We start from the raw sequence: 15,988 nt of genomic DNA, 5'->3' as shown, positions 1-15,988 counted from the left end.
CGGTGGCTCACGCCTCCCCGAACGCCCCCAGGATGCGGTCAGCCGCCGATGTCGCGGTCAGCCGGCCGGCCCGGACCTCCGCCTCCAGTTCCGGGGCCAGGCTCCGGACGCCCGGGTGGGCGTGCAGCCGCTCCAGCAGGGCCTCGCGGACCATCGACCAGGTCCACTCCACCTGCTGGGACGCCCGCTTCGCGGCCAGGCGGCCGGTGCCCGACAGGAGCTCGCGGTGCGCCTCCAGGCGGGACCAGACCTCGTCCAGCCCGGCGGACTCGCGGGCGCTGCACGTCAGGACCGGCGGGGTCCAGGCGGCGTCGGCCGGGTGCATCAGGCGCAGGGCGCCGGACAGTTCGCGGGCCGCCGCCTTCGCGTCGCGCTCGTGCGGGCCGTCGGCCTTGTTCACCGCCAGCACGTCCGCCAGTTCCAGGACGCCCTTCTTGATGCCCTGCAACTGGTCGCCCGTACGGGCCAGGGAGAGCAGCAGGAAGGTGTCCACCATGCCGGCGACCGTGGTCTCCGACTGGCCGACGCCGACCGTCTCCACGAGCACCACGTCGTAGCCCGCCGCCTCCATCACGATCATGGATTCGCGGGTGGCCTTCGCGACCCCGCCCAGGGTCCCCGCCGAGGGGGAGGGACGGACGAAGGCCGCCGGGTCCACCGACAGGCGTTCCATCCGGGTCTTGTCACCCAGGATGGAGCCGCCCGTCCGGGTCGAGGACGGGTCCACCGCCAGCACCGCCACCCGGTGCCCCAGGCCCGTCAGCATCGTGCCGAAGGCGTCGATGAAGGTGGACTTGCCCACGCCGGGGACACCGCTGATGCCGATCCGGCGCGCACCGCCGGAGTGCGGCAGCAGCTCCGACAGCAGCTGCTGGGCCAGCACCCGGTGGTCGGCACGGGTGGACTCCACGAGGGTGATCGCGCGCGCTATCTGCGCGCGCTTCCCGTCGAGCACACCCTTCGCGTACGCCTCGATGTCGATCCGAGTACGAGGGGGCATTCCGCGGCCGCCCCCGCCTACAGCTCGTGGCCCAGGTCCGCGGCGAGCCGCGTCACCAGGTCGTGCGCCGCGTCCGGGATGACCGTGCCGGGCGGGAAGACCGCCGTCGCGCCCATCTCCAGCAGCGTGGGGACATCGGCGGGCGGGATGACGCCGCCCACCACGATCATGATGTCCTCACGGCCCTCCTCCGCGAGCTGCTCCCGCAGCGCCGGGACGAGGGTCAGATGGCCGGCGGCCAGCGAGGACACGCCCACCACGTGGACGTCCGCCTCGACGGCCTGGCGGGCCACCTCCGCCGGGGTCTGGAACAGCGGGCCGACGTCCACGTCGAAGCCCAGGTCGGCGAAGGCGGTGGCGATCACCTTCTGGCCGCGGTCGTGGCCGTCCTGGCCCATCTTGGCGACCAGGATGCGCGGACGGCGGCCCTCCGCCTCCTCGAACCGGTCCACCAGGGCGCGGGTGCGCTCCACGTTCGGGGACTCTCCTGCCTCGTTCCGGTACACACCGGAGATCGTACGGATCTGGCTCGCGTGCCGGCCGTACACCTTCTCGAGGGCGTCCGAGATCTCGCCCACCGTGGCCTTGGCGCGGGCCGCGTCCACCGCCAGCGCGAGCAGGTTGCCGTCGCCGCGGTCCGCCGCGTTCGTCAGGGCGCGCAGCGCGTCCTGGGTGACCGCCTCGTCGCGTTCCTCGCGCAGCCGCCGCAGCTTGGCGATCTGCTGGGCGCGCACCGAGGAGTTGTCGACCTTCAGGACCTCGATCTGCTCGTCGTTCTCGACGCGGTACTTGTTGACGCCGATCACCGGCTGCCGGCCCGAGTCGATCCGCGCCTGGGTGCGGGCCGCGGCCTCCTCCACCCGGAGCTTGGGGATGCCCGCGTCGATGGCCTGCGCCATGCCGCCGGCCGCCTCGACCTCCTGGATGTGCTGCCAGGCCCGGCGCGCCAGGTCGTACGTCAGCTTCTCGACGTAGGCGCTGCCGCCCCACGGGTCGATGACGCGGCAGGTGCCCGACTCCTGCTGGAGCAGCAGCTGGGTGTTCCGGGCGATGCGGGCCGAGAAGTCCGTCGGCAGGGCGAGGGCCTCGTCGAGCGCGTTGGTGTGCAGCGACTGGGTGTGGCCCTGGGTGGCGGCCATCGCCTCGATGCACGTGCGCGTCACGTTGTTGAAGACGTCCTGTGCGGTCAGCGACCAGCCGGAGGTCTGCGAATGGGTGCGCAGGGACAGCGACTTGGTGTTCTTCGGGTCGAACTGCTTCACCAGCTTCGCCCACAGCAGGCGGGCCGCGCGCAGCTTGGCGACCTCCATGAAGAAGTTCATGCCGATCGCCCAGAAGAACGACAGGCGGGGCGCGAACGCGTCCACGTCCAGCCCGGCGCCCTGCCCGGCCCGCAGGTACTCCACACCGTCCGCCAGGGTGTACGCCAGCTCCAGGTCGGCCGTCGCCCCCGCCTCCTGGATGTGGTACCCGGAGATGGAGATCGAGTTGTAGCGCGGCATGTGCTGCGAGGTGAAGGCGAAGATGTCGGAGATGATCCGCATCGACGGCTTCGGCGGGTAGATGTAGGTGTTGCGGACCATGAACTCCTTGAGGATGTCGTTCTGGATGGTCCCGGCGAGCTTGTCGGGGGAGACGCCCTGCTCCTCCGCCGCCACGATGTAGAGGGCGAGAACGGGCAGCACCGCGCCGTTCATCGTCATCGACACCGACATCTTGTCCAGCGGGATGCCGTCGAACAGCTGCCGCATGTCGTAGATGGAGTCGATGGCGACGCCCGCCATGCCGACGTCACCGGTGACCCGCGGGTGGTCGCTGTCGTAGCCGCGGTGCGTGGGCAGGTCGAAGGCGACCGACAGGCCCTTCTGGCCGGCCGCGAGGTTGCGCCGGTAGAAGGCGTTGGACTCCTCGGCGGTGGAGAAGCCCGCGTACTGCCGGATCGTCCACGGCTGGTTGACGTACATCGTCGGGTAGGGGCCGCGCAGGTACGGGGCCACGCCCGGGTACGTCTCCAGGAAGTCCAGGCCCTCCAGGTCCCGCCCGGTGTACAGCGGCTTCACCCCGATGCCCTCGGGGGTCTCCCACAGCAGGTCGGAGGCGGCGGTGCCGGTGGACTCCTTGACGGCCGCCCGCCACTGGTCCTCGGTCGCCCCGGCGGGGGCGCCCGGCCCGAGCGGCAGCTCGGCGAAGTCGGGGATCCCCATCAGGACACTCCCATCCGGTCGAGAACGGAGGACAGCACGGCGACGGCGTCGCAGCCCGCGAAGACGTACTCGTCCACGGAGCCGGCGGCGGTGCCGGGCCGGCCGGCCAGGAACACGGTCGTGGCGCCGGCGTCGCGCAGCGCCTGCGCGACCCCGGCGGCCTGCTCCTCGTACAGCGCGTCACTGGAGCACAGCACGGCCGTCGTGGCGCCGCTCGCGGCGAACGCCGGGCCGGCCGTGGCCGCGTCCACCGACACCGGGTCGTGGACCGGCTCGATACCGCCCGCCTGGAAGAGGTTGGCGGCGAAGCCGGCGCGGGCGGTGTGCGCGGCGGCCGTGCCGAGCGCGGCCAGGAAGATCCGCGGCCGGGTGCCGGTCGCCGCGAGGTGCGCGTCCGAGCGGGCCCGCAGGGCCTCGTAGGCCTCGTCGCGGCGGACCCGCGGCAGACCGCCGGAGAGCGGCGCCGGGGCGGGCTCGCGCACCGGCAGCTTCTCGCCCAGGTTCGGGAACTCGCTGACCCCGGTGACGGGTTCGCGGCGCTTGGCGAGCTTCTTGGAGCGCTCGGCCCAGGTCGCGGCCAGGCGCTCGGCGACCAGGCCGGAGCGCAGCGCGGCCGGCAGGCCGCCCGCCTTCTCGATCTCGCGGAAGAACTCCCAGGCCGCGTGGGCCAGTTCGTCCGTCAGGGACTCCACGTACCAGGAGCCGCCGGCCGGGTCGATCACCCGGGCCAGGTGCGACTCCTCCAGGAGCACGGTGGAGGTGTTGCGGGCGATCCGGCGCGCGAACGCGTCCGGCAGGCCCAGCTCGTGGTCGAAGGGGAGCACGGTCACCGCGTCCGCGCCGCCGACCCCGGCGGCCATGCAGGCCACCGTGGTGCGCAGCATGTTCACCCACGGGTCGCGCCGGGTCATCATCACCGGCGAGGTCACCGCGTGCTGCCGCTGCGCGCCCGCCTCCGGGGCGCCCGACGCCTCGGCGACCCGCGCCCACAGGCGGCGCGCGGCGCGCAGCTTGGCGATGGTCAGGAACTGGTCGGCGGTGGCGGCGTAGCGGAACTCCAGCTGTCCCAGGGCGGCCTCGACGGTCAGGCCCGCCTCGGTCAGGGCCCGCAGGTAGGCGACGCCGCCGGCCAGCGAGAGGCCGAGCTCCTCGGCCGCCGAACCGCCCGCCTCGTGGTAGGGCAGCGCGTCCACGGTCAGGGCCCGCAGGCCGGGCCAGGTCTCCGCGGTCTCCCGGGCCAGCGCGAGTGCCGGTCCGAGGTCGAGGACCTCGCCGGTACGGGCCTCGTGGCCGAGAGGGTCCGCACCCAGGCTGCCGCGGGCGTCCTCGGGGGACACCCCGCGCTCGGCGTAGAGGCCGAACAACTCCCGTGCGGCCTGCGCGTATTCGGCGCCGGCGTCCAGGGCGACCGGGGCCAGGTCGAGGTAGACCCCGGCCAGTGCGCGGGCCAGCCCGGAGACCGGGACGCCGCCCCGGCCGACGGCCAGCCAGAGCGAGGTGACGCCGTTCTCCAGGTCGGTGAGGACGGCCTCGTTCAGCCGGACCGGGTCGGTGTGCAGCTGCCGCTGGCGTACGTCCCATCCGGTCGCGGCGTTGCCGGCCGCGCGGCCGCCGCGCACGTAGGGCGCGAACCCCGGAAGGCCGGCGCCGCCGGCGTCGGGCGCGGCGGAGGTGGCCGCGGTGTACAGCGGGCGGGTGCTGAGCCCGTCCTGGAGCTGGGTGGACAACGCGTCTTCCGCGGCCGCGCCGACAGGTTCCTTGCCCGACTTGCGCAGTACGCCTTCAACCAGGCGCTGCCACTGCTCATGCGTCGCGTCAGGGAACTCGGCGGCCAGGGAGAGCCCGTCATCAGGCAGGACCGTCATGGCTCGAATGCTAGGGGGGTCGCTCAGGCGAGACCATAACCACCGGATGTGATCTCGCACCCATGAGTAACCAGCCGATAGCGGGGATACCGGGCATACCGGCCATGTTCTCGAAGACCGGTGCCGAGCGGGACATGTGCGCCGGTTCGGGGTGGCCCCGGTCGCGCGGGCACGGCAGGTTCGACGGTGCCGCCAGTGGCCGGTTCTCGTGTGTACGGGACGTGGCGGAGCGTGCGGCGGCGTGGCGGACGCGTTGCGGTGCCGTGAAATCCGGCGGGACCCCGACGGTGCCGGCGGACTCCCGGAGAACCCCGGCCGGCGAGAAGAAATCACAGGTCAGAGGGGGTTTGGCGGGGCTGCGCCGGGTCGGGGGAGCATGGGCCCGGCCGGACCGGACGGAGCTCCGTACCTCCTTGACCGGCCGGGGCCCCGATGACACGCTCCTGGCCATGTCCGCAACCGAGCGATTCGCCGAGCGGCTCCACACCTCAGGCGGCACCACCACCGTGCCGACCGCGTGTCCGGGCCGCTGTACGGCCCCCTCCTGCTCCGCCTGAGCGCACCCGGCACCGCCGGCACCACCGGCGCACCACCGGCACCACCGGCGCGCCGCCGGCGCCACCGGTGCCGCCCGGCACGCACCGTGTGCCGCTGCGGCACCGGCGTCGCGCGCCCTACGCCTTCCGCTGAGCAAACGATCGATCCGCGTACCCCGTCGGCCGACGTAGGCGTGACACGCCCCGGGCGGGCGCGGGCCCAGTGGCCTCCGCCGTGCGGGGCCGGTCGGGTCCCGCCCCCGTACCGCCGTACCGCGTACACCGCCGACACCGCGCGCACGCCGTCCCTGTCACACCCACACCGCTCGCACGCCGCACCACCCGTGTCACCCCCAACACCCGTGCCACCCGTGCCACCCATGCCACCCGTGCCACCCGTGTCGCCGTGCCTGCGCACCCCTGCCTCCGCGCCGCTGCGCGCCGACGGCACTGCACCACCGCCCGTCCGACCCTCCGACCGCCCCGAGGAGCCACCATGGCCACCGCCACCCCGACCTCCGCCTCCCAGAGCACCCCGTCCGAGATCGCCGCCTCCGAGATCACCGTCACGCCCGTCGGCGGCCGCATCGGCGCCGTCATCGAAGGGGTCCGGCTCGGCGGGGACCTCGACCCCGAGACCGTCACCGCCGTCCGGCACGCCGCACTCGCCCACAAGGTCGTCTTCTTCCGCGGCCAGCACCACCTGGACGAGGAGGGCCACGAGGCCTTCGCCCGGCTGCTCGGCACCCCGGTCGCCCACCCCACCGTCCCCTCCGCCGACGGCCGCTACGCCCTGGGCATCGACTCCCACCACGGCGCCCGTGCCAACCAGTGGCACACCGACGTCACCTTCGTGCCCGCCTACCCGGCCTTCTCCATCCTGCGCGCCGTCACCATCCCCCCGTACGGCGGCGACACCCTCTGGGCCAACACCGCCACCGCCTACGACCACCTGCCCGAGCCGCTCCGCGCCCTCGCCGACGCCCTCCGCGCCGTCCACACCAACGAGTACGACTACGTGGCGCTCAAGCCCGACGCGCTGCCCGAGGCCCTCGCCCAGTACCGCGAGGTCTTCACCTCCACCACCTTCCGGACCGAGCACCCGGTCGTCCGCGTGCACCCCGAGACCGGCGAACGCACCCTGCTCCTGGGCAACTTCGTCCAGCGCGTCCAGGGCCTCACCGGCCGCGACTCCCGTGCGCTGCTGGACCTCTTCCAGGAGCACATCGAGCGCCCCGAGAACACCGTCCGCTGGCGCTGGCAGTCCGGTGACGTCGCCATCTGGGACAACCGCGCCACCCAGCACTACGGGGTGGACGACTCCGACGACCACGAGCGCACCCTGCGCCGGGTCACCGTCGACGGCGACGTCCCGGTGGGCGCGGACGGCCGTGCCTCCGTGCTGTTGAGCCCGGAGACGGTCCCCGCGCCCGGCTTCGGCATCGCCTCCGGGGAGTCCACCGCTTCCGAATCCACCGCTCCCGGATCCACCGCTCCCGAACCCGTCTGACCGCACGGGCCTCCGCGTCCGCGATCCGCCCGCGTCCCCGATCCCCGCACCGCCGAATCCCCGGAAAGAGAAAACCGTGCCCCGCATCCTCGCTCTCACCGGCAGCCCCTCCGTCCACTCCCGCACCGCCGTCGTCGCCGAGCACGCCCTGAGCCGTCTCACGCACGCCGGCTTCGACACCGGGCACCTCCCCGTCCGTGAGCTCCCGGCGGCCGACCTGCTGGCCGCCCGCACCGGGCAGCCGGAGCTGCGCCGCGCGCTGGAGGCAGTTGCCGAGGCCGACGGCCTGGTCATCGCCACCCCCGTCTACAAGGCCTCGTACACCGGTCTGCTGAAGGCCTTCCTCGACCTGCTCCCGCAGGACGGCCTGCACGGCAAGACGGTGCTGCCGCTCGCCACCGGCGGCAGCCTGGCCCACGTCCTCACCCTCGACTACGCCCTCCGCCCGGTGCTCTCCGCGCTCGGCGCCCGGCACGTCACCGCGGGCCGGTTCGTCCTCGACTCCGTGGTGGAGCGCGGCCCCGCCGGGTCCGGCCGGCTCCGCCCCGAGGCGGAACTCGACCTGTACCAGGCCGTCGACGAGTTCGCAGATGCCGTACGCGCCCACGCCGTACGCGCCCACTCCGTCCGCGCCGGCGCCTCGGCCGTCACCACCGCCGGCTGACCCACCCCTCCCCGTACCGACTCACCATCCAGGAACCAGCCATGCCCGCAGCACTCACCCCGTCCACCACCTCCAGGCGCCAGTTCCTCACCCTGCTCGGCATCTCGGCGGCCGCGGTGAGCTGCGGCACGGCCACGGCCGGCGGCGGCGCCGGTTCCGGCAGCCAGGTGAAGACCCTCAAGTACCAGGGCGCGGTCGGCGCCGTCACCCTCCCGGAGCTCGCCGCCGACCTCGGCCTCCTCGGAGACCTCGAGCTGGAGTGGGTCGGCAACACCATCAGCGGCCCGCAGGACATCCAGTCCGCCGCCACCGGCCAGACCCACTTCGGCAGCGCGTTCAACGGCGCGGTCATCAAGCTGGCCGCCGGCGGGGCGCCGATCAAGGCCGTCATCTCCTCCTACGGCTCCGACCAGCACACCTACGGCGGTTACTACGTGCTGGAGGACAGCCCGATCCGCTCGGCCAGGGACCTGATCGGCAAGAAGGTCGGGATGAACACCCTGGGCGCCCACTACCAGGCCCTGCTCGACATCTACCTGAGCCGCAACGGACTCTCCGCGTCCGAGGCGGGCGAGGTCGAGCCGCTGGTGGTGCCGCCCGTCAACACCGAGCAGGCGATCCGGCAGAAGCAGATCGAAGTCGGTGTGCTCAGCGGCATCCTGCGGGACAAGGCCCTGGCGACCGGCGGCATCCGCCCGCTGTTCACCGACACCCAGCTGCTCGGCCCGTTCAGCGCCGGCACCTACATCATGACTCAGCGCTTCATCAAGCAGAACCCGGACACCGTCCGAACCTTCGTCACCGGCGTGGCCAAGGCCATCGAGTGGTCCCGCAGCACCCCGCGCGAGCAGGTCGTCGCCCGGCAGACCGAGATCGTCGGGAAGCGCGGGCGGAACGAGGACGCCGCGAACCTCAAGTACTGGCATTCCTACGGCGTCGCCGAGACGGGCGGCCGGATCGAGGACAAGCACTTCCGGCTGTGGCTGGACTGGCTCGGCGAGCGCGGCGAGATCAAGCAGGGCCGCCTGCAGGCCGCCGAGCTCTACACCAACGAGTTCAACGGCTACGGGAAGGGGTGACGTCCGCCATGGCGAAGATCGTGATCGAGGGCGTGCACAAGGCGTTCGGCGGGTTCACCGCCCTCGACGGCATCGACCTGGAGATAGCCGACGGCGAGTTCCTGGTGGTCGTCGGACCCAGCGGCTGCGGCAAGTCCACCCTGCTGGACCTGTTGGGCGGCCTGTCCCGGCCCAGCGGCGGACGGATCCTGCTCGACGGGAAGCCGATCACCGGACCGGGGCTGGACCGGGGCATCGTCTTCCAGCAGTACGCGCTGCTGCCCTGGCGCACCGCGCAGGGCAACGTCGAGTTCGGCCTGGAGGCCACCGGGGTGCCGCGCCGGCAGCGCGCCGCCCGCGCCCGGGAGTTCCTGGACCTGGTGGGGCTCACCGGGTTCGAGGACCGGCACCCGCACGAGCTGTCCGGCGGCATGCGCCAGCGCGTGGCGATCGCCCGCGCCCTCGCCTACGACCCGGACGTGCTGCTGATGGACGAGCCCTTCGCGGCGCTCGACGCGCAGACCCGCGAATCGCTCCAGGACGAGCTCCGACGCATCTGGCAGAGCACCGGCAAGACCGTGGTGTTCATCACGCACGGCATAGAGGAAGCGGTCTACCTGGGCCGGCGGGTCGCCGTGATGACCTCCCGGCCCGGCCGGATCAAGGAGGTCGTCCCGGTCACCTTCGGCGAGAGCGAGGGACTGCTGGGCGAGGCCCTCCGGTCCAGCCCGGAGTTCGCCCGCAGACGGCACGAGATCTGGACCCTGCTCCACGACGAGGTGGCCCGCGCCCGGCAACTGGAGAAGGAGGCGGCGGCAGCATGACCACCGGAACCGATATCACCGTCCTGGCGGCCGCGGCCGCGGCCGCGGGCGCCCCGGCCCCCGGCACCCCGGCCGGCGGCGGTAGGGAGCGTACGGAGCGTACGAGGGGTACGGAGCGCACGGAGCCCGAGGCGGCACCGGCCGCGGCCGGTGCCGCGACCACCGCCACGGCCGTGCTCCGTCGGGGGGCCGCCGCCACCCTGTCCGCCGTCGCCCGGTCCGTCGTACGGGGAGCGAGGACCCTCTTCCTCCGGAGCGCCGCGATCCTGGCCCTGCTCGCGCTGTGGGAGATCGCCCCGCGCGCCGGCCTGGTCGACGCCACCTTCCTGCCGCCGGTCAGCGAGGTCGCCGCCGCCTGGTGGGAGCTCCTCGGCGACGGACAGCTCGCCGAGCACGCGAAGGCCAGCCTGGTCCGCTCCTTCGGCGGCTTCGGCATCGCCGTGGCCGTCGCCGTCCCCCTCGGCCTGCTGATCGGCTGGTACCGGCCCGTCGCCGACCTGCTCGGACCGCTGCTGGAGGTGTTCCGCAACACCGCGGCCCTGGCCCTGCTGCCGGTCTTCGTCCTGCTGCTCGGCATCGGCGAGACCTCGAAGGTGTCCATCGTCGTCTACGCCTGCGTCTGGCCGATCCTCCTCAACACCATCAGTGCCGTCCGCAACGCCGACCCGACCCTGGTCAGACTCGCCCGGTCGATGGACCTGTCCACGCCCCGGATGTTCCAGAAGGTCATCCTCCCGGCGGCCGTCCCGACCGTCTTCACCGGCATCCGGCTGGCCGGCGCCGTCTCCATCCTGGTCCTGGTCGCCGCCGAGATGATCGGCGCCAAGGCCGGCCTCGGCTACCTCGTCAACGCCTCGCAGTTCAACTTCGCGATCCCGCAGATGTACGCGGGCATCATCACGATCTCCGCGATCGGCGTCGCCTTCAACCAGCTCCTCGTCACCGTCGAACGCCGCCTCAGCCTGTGGCGCGTCCCCGCCTCCGCCTAGGGAAACGCAGATGACTACCCAGACGCCCCGCACCCTCCACCTCAACGCGTTCCTGATGAACGCCGGCCACCACGACGCCGCCTGGCGGCACCCCGGCTCCCGGCCCGAGCGGATCACGGACCTGTCCTACTTCCAGGAGCTGGCCCGGACCGCGGAGCGCGGCAGGCTCGACTCGATCTTCCTTGCCGACGGCGTCGCCCTGTGGGGCAAGGCCCGGCACAACGCCCTCGGCGGGTTCGAGCCGCTCACCCTGCTGTCCGCGATCGCCGCGGTCACCGAGCAGATCGGACTGATCGCCACCGTCTCCACCACCTTCAACGAGCCCTACAACCTGGCCCGCGCGTTCGCCTCCCTCGACCACATCAGCGGTGGCCGCGCCGGCTGGAACATCGTCACCTCCGGCACCCTCGACGAGGCCCGGAACTTCAACCGGGACGAGCACCTGGCACACGCCGTCCGCTACGAACGGGCCCGCGAGTTCCTGGAGGTGGCTGGCAAGCTGTGGGACAGCTGGGAGGACGACGCGATCGTCCTGGACAAGGAGGCCGGCGTCTACGCCGACACCGACAAGCTCCACCCGGCGGCCCACCGCGGCACCCACTTCCAGGTGGCCGGACCGCTCAACGTGCCCCGCTCCCCGCAGGGCCGCCCGCTGCTGGTGCAGGCCGGATCCTCCGAGGACGGGAAGGAGTTCGCCGCGCAGTACGCCGAGGCCGTGTTCACCGCGCAGCAGACCCTCGCCGACGGCCAGACCTTCTACAAGGACCTCAAATCCCGCCTCGCCCGCCACGGCCGCGCCGAGGACGACCTGCTCGTCCTGCCCGGCATCGCCCCGGTGATCGGCTCCACCGAGGCCGAGGCCAGAGCGCTGGAGCAGGAGCTCACCGACCTGCAGGTGCCCGAGTACGGGCTGGCCCAGCTCTCCGGCATGCTCGGAGTGGACCTGACCGGGCTTCCGCTCGACGGCCGGCTGCCCGACCTGCCCGGGGAACGCGACATCAACGGCAACAAGAGCCGGTTCACCCTGGTCGCCGAACTCGCCCGGCGCGAGGACCTCACCCTGCGCGAGCTGATCGCCCGGCTCGGCGCGGGCCGCGGCCACCGGGTGTTCGCCGGCACCCCGGAGCAGATCGCCGACCAGCTCCAGGAGTGGTTCGTCAGTGGCGCGGCCGACGGCTTCAACATCATGGCGCCGGTGCTGCCCACCGGCCTCACCGACTTCGTCGACCACGTCGTCCCGATCCTCCGGCGGCGCGGCCTGTTCCGCACCGAGTACACCGGCCGCACCCTGCGCGAGCACTACGGACTGCCCCGCCCGGCCAACCGGTACGCACGGGCCGCGCAATGACCGCGTGCCCCCGGAGCCGGCCGCCGTCGTAGGCCGCGGGTGCCGCCGGAGTCCAGGGCTCGGACTCCGGCGGCACCCGCGCCTGCTGCCGCCGGCCCGGGTGCGGGCCGCGTCAGACGGTCAGGACGATCTTGCCGCGGGTGCGGCCGGAGGTGCTCAGCTCCCAGGCCCGCGCGGCCTCCGCGAGCGGCAGCGCGTGCTCCACGCTGATCGACAGCTTCCCGGCGTCGGCGAGTTCGGTGAGGAAGGTCAGGTCGGCGCTGTCCGGCCGGGCCCACATCTTCTTGGCGCCCTTGGCTTCGGCGTCCTGATCGGCGATCGAGAGCACCCGCCCCTGCTCCCGGACCAGGGACAGCAACAGCTCGACCCCGTCGCCGTAGAAGTCCAGGCCGGCGTCGACCCCTTCGGGCGCCAGCGCGCGGATGCGGTCCCCGAGCCCCTCGCCGTAGAGGACCGGCTCGGCACCGAGCGAACGCAGGTAGTCGTGGTTGTGCGCGCCGGCCGAGCCGATCACGCGCAGGCCGAGGGCGACGGCGATCTGGACGCCGAGCGACCCGGTTCCGCCGGCCGCCGAGTGGATCACCACGGTCTCGCCGGATTTCACGCCCACCCGCCGCAGCGCCTGGTACGCCGTCAGGCCCGCCAGCGGAATGCCCGCCGCCTGTTCGAAGGTCAGCCCCCGGGGCTTGCGGGCGAGGGTCCGTACCGGGGCGGAGACCAGCTCGGCGTAGGTGCCCAGCTCCACCCACTCCTTGCGGACGTACCCGTACACCTCGTCGCCCACGGCGTAGTCGGTGGTGTCCTCGCCGACCGCCTCGACGATTCCGGCCACGTCCCACCCGGGGACGACGGGGTATCGGACCTCCAGGGTGGAGTCGAGGTATCCGGCGGCCACCTTCCAGTCGATCGGGTTGACTCCGGCGGCCTTCACCCGGACGAGGACCTCTTCGGGGCCGACTTTCGGTAACGGAGCCTCGACGAGTTCCAGGGCGGCGGGTGTTCCGTATGCGCTGTACGTTATTGCCTTCATGATCAAGGCCAACCGGGCGCCGCGCGGAGGTATTCCGGGGGCCGGGGCGGGCCGGTCCGGTCCGGGGCCGGGTCGGGCCGGGCTCCGGCCGGGCTCAGGCCGGCAGGGTGTTCCGGTGGGACAGGCGGCGGGCCTTGCTGACGAGCGCGTGGATCTGCGCGCCGGACTGGTCGACGTCGTCGAGCCGGGAGGCGAAGGGCAGCCGCACGTCGTGGTGCCCCTGCCTGAACTCCATGCGCAGGGTGAGCCCGTAGCGGTCCATCGCGAGCGGCAGCACGCGCACCACCGCGGAGCCCGGGGCGGGCGGCGGGGCCAGCCGGAGGAGCAGCGGCACCAGATCGGCGTGTCCGTCCAGCAGATGGGTGACCATGCCGGCCTCGTGGGTGGCGAGCGGGTCGGGGTACGCCTCGTCGAGCTCGTCCAGGCCGACGTACGAGATGCCCTCGGGGGTCTCCAGGACGGCCTGCGCGTATTCCACGCAGGTGCTCGCGGAGGGAGCCGAGGCGTCCGAGAGCTCCGCCGGGAACGGGGTGAGCAGCCGGCCGAGTACGGTGACCCGGGCGCGTACGCGATCGCGGACCGGGGTGGGCGCGACATCGGTGAACTCCAGCCGGACGGGCGGGTGGTCCCCGACCCGCGCGAGCCGCTCCGGGCCGGAGAGACCGGGCGCGGGGTGGAGGTGGAAGCGGCCGAGCACGTCGGTGCCGTCCAGGCGGTGGACCTCGGTGCGCAGCCCGTCGACGACCACGCTCATCGAGTGGGCCGCGGCGAGCACCGACCGGACCCGCTCGGCGTCGGTGGGCCGCGCTGGGGCGGGGTCGGAGGCGGGGAAGCCGGGCAGGCGCATGCGGATCTCTCCATCCCGAGGGTTGGACGACGAGCTGACTTAGGTATGCCTAACCTAACTCACATCGGGGTGGGATTGGCAACCGCGTCTCACGCGCCACGCCGGTCGTGTCGTTGTTGGGCTGAACGGGTGAAAGGGGGGAGGATGGGGAGATGCACATGAAGCGTGGGGCCGAGGTGGGCCGGTGAGCAGGTACGACGTCACCGACGAACAGTGGGAGGGGCTCGCGCAGGTCGTGCCGCTGCGCAGTCGTAACGAGTGGCCCTCGCGGGTGGACCACCGCACCATCCCCACGGCTCCGGAGGCGGCCGCATCCGCGCAGCGCCGCTTCGTGGTCATCCGGGTGCAGATCTTCGCCGACGCCCGCGAGGTCGCGGAGTACCTGATCGACCGGGTGCCGGTGCTCCTCGACCTGACCGGGGCGGACACCGAAGTGGCCAAGCGCATCCTGGACTTCAGCAGCGGCGTGGTGTTCGGGCTCGGCAGCGGCATGCACCGCGTCGACCGGAACGTCTTCCTGCTGGCCCCGGTCGGCACCGAGGTCGAGGGGATCGCGGCCGCAGCCGTCCCCCGATCGTAGGAAGAGCGTCGCGGTGGAACGGTTCGGCGGCCGTCCGGCCCGCCGCGACGGCCGTACCGTCCGCCCATGGACGCCACGACGGACACCGCGACCGCTCCTGCGACCGGTCCCGGGAGCGGGACCGCGCCTGCGGCCGGTCCTGCGACGAACGCCTTACCGTACGACCCGCGTACGCCGGAGCCGCGGACGGCCGGTTCGGCCGGTTCGGCCGCGCCGGTTCCGCGCCTGCCGGAACCCCGTGCGCCGCAGCCCCCTACGCCGGAAACCCGTACACCGGACCCCCGGACGTACGACTGGCGGGCCGGGCCGGCCGCGCCCGGGGGTGCCGGACGGGTGCCCCGCCGGCCGCAGCCGCGGCCAGTGCTGTCCGAGCTGAGGCTGTCCGCCTTCGGCCCGCACCGCGCCGCCGCCTTCGCCTTCGGGCCGGTCACGCTGATCGCCGGGCCAAGCGGCAGCGGCAAGTCCCGGCTGCTGGAGGCCTGCAGGGCCCTGGCCGGGCTGGGCGCGGGCGGCACGCTGGCCGAGGTGTTCCCCGAACCGGGCGCCTGCGTGCCCGACCGGGCGGCCCCCGACGCGGAGCGGCGGCGCGGGTTCCGGATCGGCTGCACGGTCGACGGGCCGGCCGGGCCGGTCCGGCTCGACCTGGCCGTCCAGGCCGAACCCGCCCTGCGGATCGTCGGCGAGCGGCTCAGCGCGGCCGGCCGGCCTCTGCTCACCACCGCGCTGCGCGATCCCCGGCTGCCCACGGTCGAGGCGGCCTGGCTGACCGACGGCACCAGCGGGGTCACCCGCGCCCCGCTGCCCGACGACCGGCTCGGGACCGCGTTGCTGCCGCTGCGGGTGGCCGGCCGCACCGAGGGGCAGCGGCGGGTGCTCGCCGCCGCCGAGCAGGTCGTGGTCGCACTGCGGTCGATGTACGCGTGCGATCCGCGGCCGGAGGCCATGCGTGCGCCGGTGCCGCTCGGCGAGGGCCGGCTGGCGGGGGACTGCGCCAACCTGGCCGAGGTGCTGCGCCGGACCCGGCGGGAGTGCGGGACCCGGTACGCGCTGCTGGTGAACGCGGTACGTGCCGGGTGCGCGGGCGGCCCGGTCCGCGAGGTGGCCGCGCGGGCGACCGCCGGCGGGCGCATCGCGGCCGAGCTGGTGCGCGAGTCCGGGCCGGCGACCCCGCTGGCCCGGCTGGGAGACGGGGAACTGCGCTTCCTCGCGCTGGCGCTGGTGCTGCTGACCGGGCCCGGGGTGCTGGCCATGGACCCGGCCGCCGAACTCCCCTCCGCCCGCCAGGTGTTGACCGTGCTCGCGGACGGCTTCGACCGGTACCTGGACCGGCGGCAGCGGGCGGAGCTGGTCTGGCTGGCCCTGACGGCGGCGGACCGGGGGCACCTGAGGCTGGTGGCGGCGGTGGGGGAGGATGCCGCGGGGGCCCGGGGAGTGCCGGGCGTGACGGTGGTAGACCTGGTGCCGTGAGCGATGAACGTACTGCGGATGGCGGAAGCGGCGGGGCCGGCGGGGAACGGGAAGGGGGCGGGCGCC

Annotated in this window: 13 protein-coding genes; 8 read left to right on the top strand and 5 right to left on the bottom strand. The window is 73.5% G+C overall.

Translation table 11 applies throughout. The features are described 5' to 3' along the window. Positions 1-7: 7 nt before the first annotated feature. Genes meaB through AC067U_RS04375 form a run of 3 tightly spaced genes read right to left on the bottom strand, consistent with a single transcriptional unit; the run spans position 8 to position 5,069 of the window. Positions 8-1,000, bottom strand: coding sequence for a methylmalonyl Co-A mutase-associated GTPase MeaB (meaB, locus tag AC067U_RS04385; RefSeq protein ID WP_478828076.1), 993 nt, complete (start codon positions 998-1,000; stop codon positions 8-10). A 17-nt stretch (positions 1,001-1,017) separates the two neighbouring features. Further along, positions 1,018-3,204, bottom strand: a complete 2,187-nt coding sequence (scpA, locus tag AC067U_RS04380) for a methylmalonyl-CoA mutase (protein ID WP_478828075.1) — start codon at positions 3,202-3,204, stop codon at positions 1,018-1,020. Then, the gene (locus tag AC067U_RS04375; protein ID WP_478828074.1) at positions 3,204-5,069 is read right to left on the bottom strand and encodes a methylmalonyl-CoA mutase family protein; all 1,866 of its coding nucleotides are present in this window, start codon (positions 5,067-5,069) and stop codon (positions 3,204-3,206) included. The genes scpA and AC067U_RS04375 overlap by 1 nt, the downstream gene beginning before the upstream one ends. A 1,032-nt stretch (positions 5,070-6,101) precedes the next feature. On the opposite strand from AC067U_RS04375, the gene AC067U_RS04370 reads away from it, so the two are divergent. From AC067U_RS04370 to AC067U_RS04345, 6 genes are all read left to right on the top strand, one after another. Beyond that, on the top strand, positions 6,102-7,115 hold the full coding sequence (locus AC067U_RS04370; protein WP_478828073.1) for a TauD/TfdA dioxygenase family protein: 1,014 nt from the start codon (positions 6,102-6,104) through the stop codon (positions 7,113-7,115). A gap of 76 nt (positions 7,116-7,191) precedes the next feature. Further along, a complete protein-coding gene (ssuE, locus tag AC067U_RS04365) occupies positions 7,192-7,779 on the top strand; it encodes an NADPH-dependent FMN reductase (protein WP_478828072.1) in 588 nt (195 codons plus the stop codon). 41 nt (positions 7,780-7,820) lie between these two features. Beyond that, the gene (locus AC067U_RS04360) at positions 7,821-8,858 is read left to right on the top strand and encodes an ABC transporter substrate-binding protein (RefSeq protein WP_478828071.1); all 1,038 of its coding nucleotides are present in this window, start codon (positions 7,821-7,823) and stop codon (positions 8,856-8,858) included. Positions 8,859-8,866: 8 nt separating this feature from the next. Next, positions 8,867-9,661 (top strand): ABC transporter ATP-binding protein, encoded by a 795-nt coding sequence (locus AC067U_RS04355; RefSeq protein WP_478828070.1) that lies wholly within the window; start codon positions 8,867-8,869, stop codon positions 9,659-9,661. Next, positions 9,658-10,650: an ABC transporter permease gene (locus tag AC067U_RS04350; RefSeq protein WP_478828069.1), complete on the top strand. Its 993-nt coding sequence runs from the start codon at positions 9,658-9,660 to the stop codon at positions 10,648-10,650. The genes AC067U_RS04355 and AC067U_RS04350 overlap by 4 nt, the downstream gene beginning before the upstream one ends. 10 nt (positions 10,651-10,660) lie before the next feature. Next, positions 10,661-11,998, top strand: a complete 1,338-nt coding sequence (locus AC067U_RS04345; RefSeq protein ID WP_478828068.1) for an LLM class flavin-dependent oxidoreductase — start codon at positions 10,661-10,663, stop codon at positions 11,996-11,998. Positions 11,999-12,110: 112 nt separating this feature from the next. Here AC067U_RS04345 and AC067U_RS04340 read toward each other — a convergent pair whose 3' ends face one another. Together AC067U_RS04340 and AC067U_RS04335 are read right to left on the bottom strand one after the other, a co-directional pair. After that, positions 12,111-13,028, bottom strand: coding sequence for an NADP-dependent oxidoreductase (locus AC067U_RS04340; protein WP_478828067.1), 918 nt, complete (start codon positions 13,026-13,028; stop codon positions 12,111-12,113). Between the two features lie 94 nt (positions 13,029-13,122). Further along, a complete protein-coding gene (locus AC067U_RS04335) occupies positions 13,123-13,875 on the bottom strand; it encodes a DUF2470 domain-containing protein (RefSeq protein WP_478828066.1) in 753 nt (250 codons plus the stop codon). Between the two features lie 184 nt (positions 13,876-14,059). Between AC067U_RS04335 and AC067U_RS04330 the strand changes: the two genes are divergently transcribed. Both AC067U_RS04330 and AC067U_RS04325 read left to right on the top strand, forming a co-directional pair. Then, positions 14,060-14,455, top strand: coding sequence for a cell division protein SepF (locus AC067U_RS04330; protein WP_478828065.1), 396 nt, complete (start codon positions 14,060-14,062; stop codon positions 14,453-14,455). Positions 14,456-14,521: 66 nt separating this feature from the next. Then, positions 14,522-15,922 carry an AAA family ATPase gene (locus tag AC067U_RS04325; RefSeq protein ID WP_478828064.1) on the top strand — a complete coding sequence of 467 codons (1,401 nt, stop codon included), beginning with the start codon at positions 14,522-14,524 and terminating at the stop codon, positions 15,920-15,922. Positions 15,923-15,988 lie beyond the last annotated feature (66 nt).

This window comes from Streptomyces sp. NPDC043853 (assembly GCF_056436025.1).
This window is presented reverse-complemented; position numbering and strand designations above follow the sequence as displayed.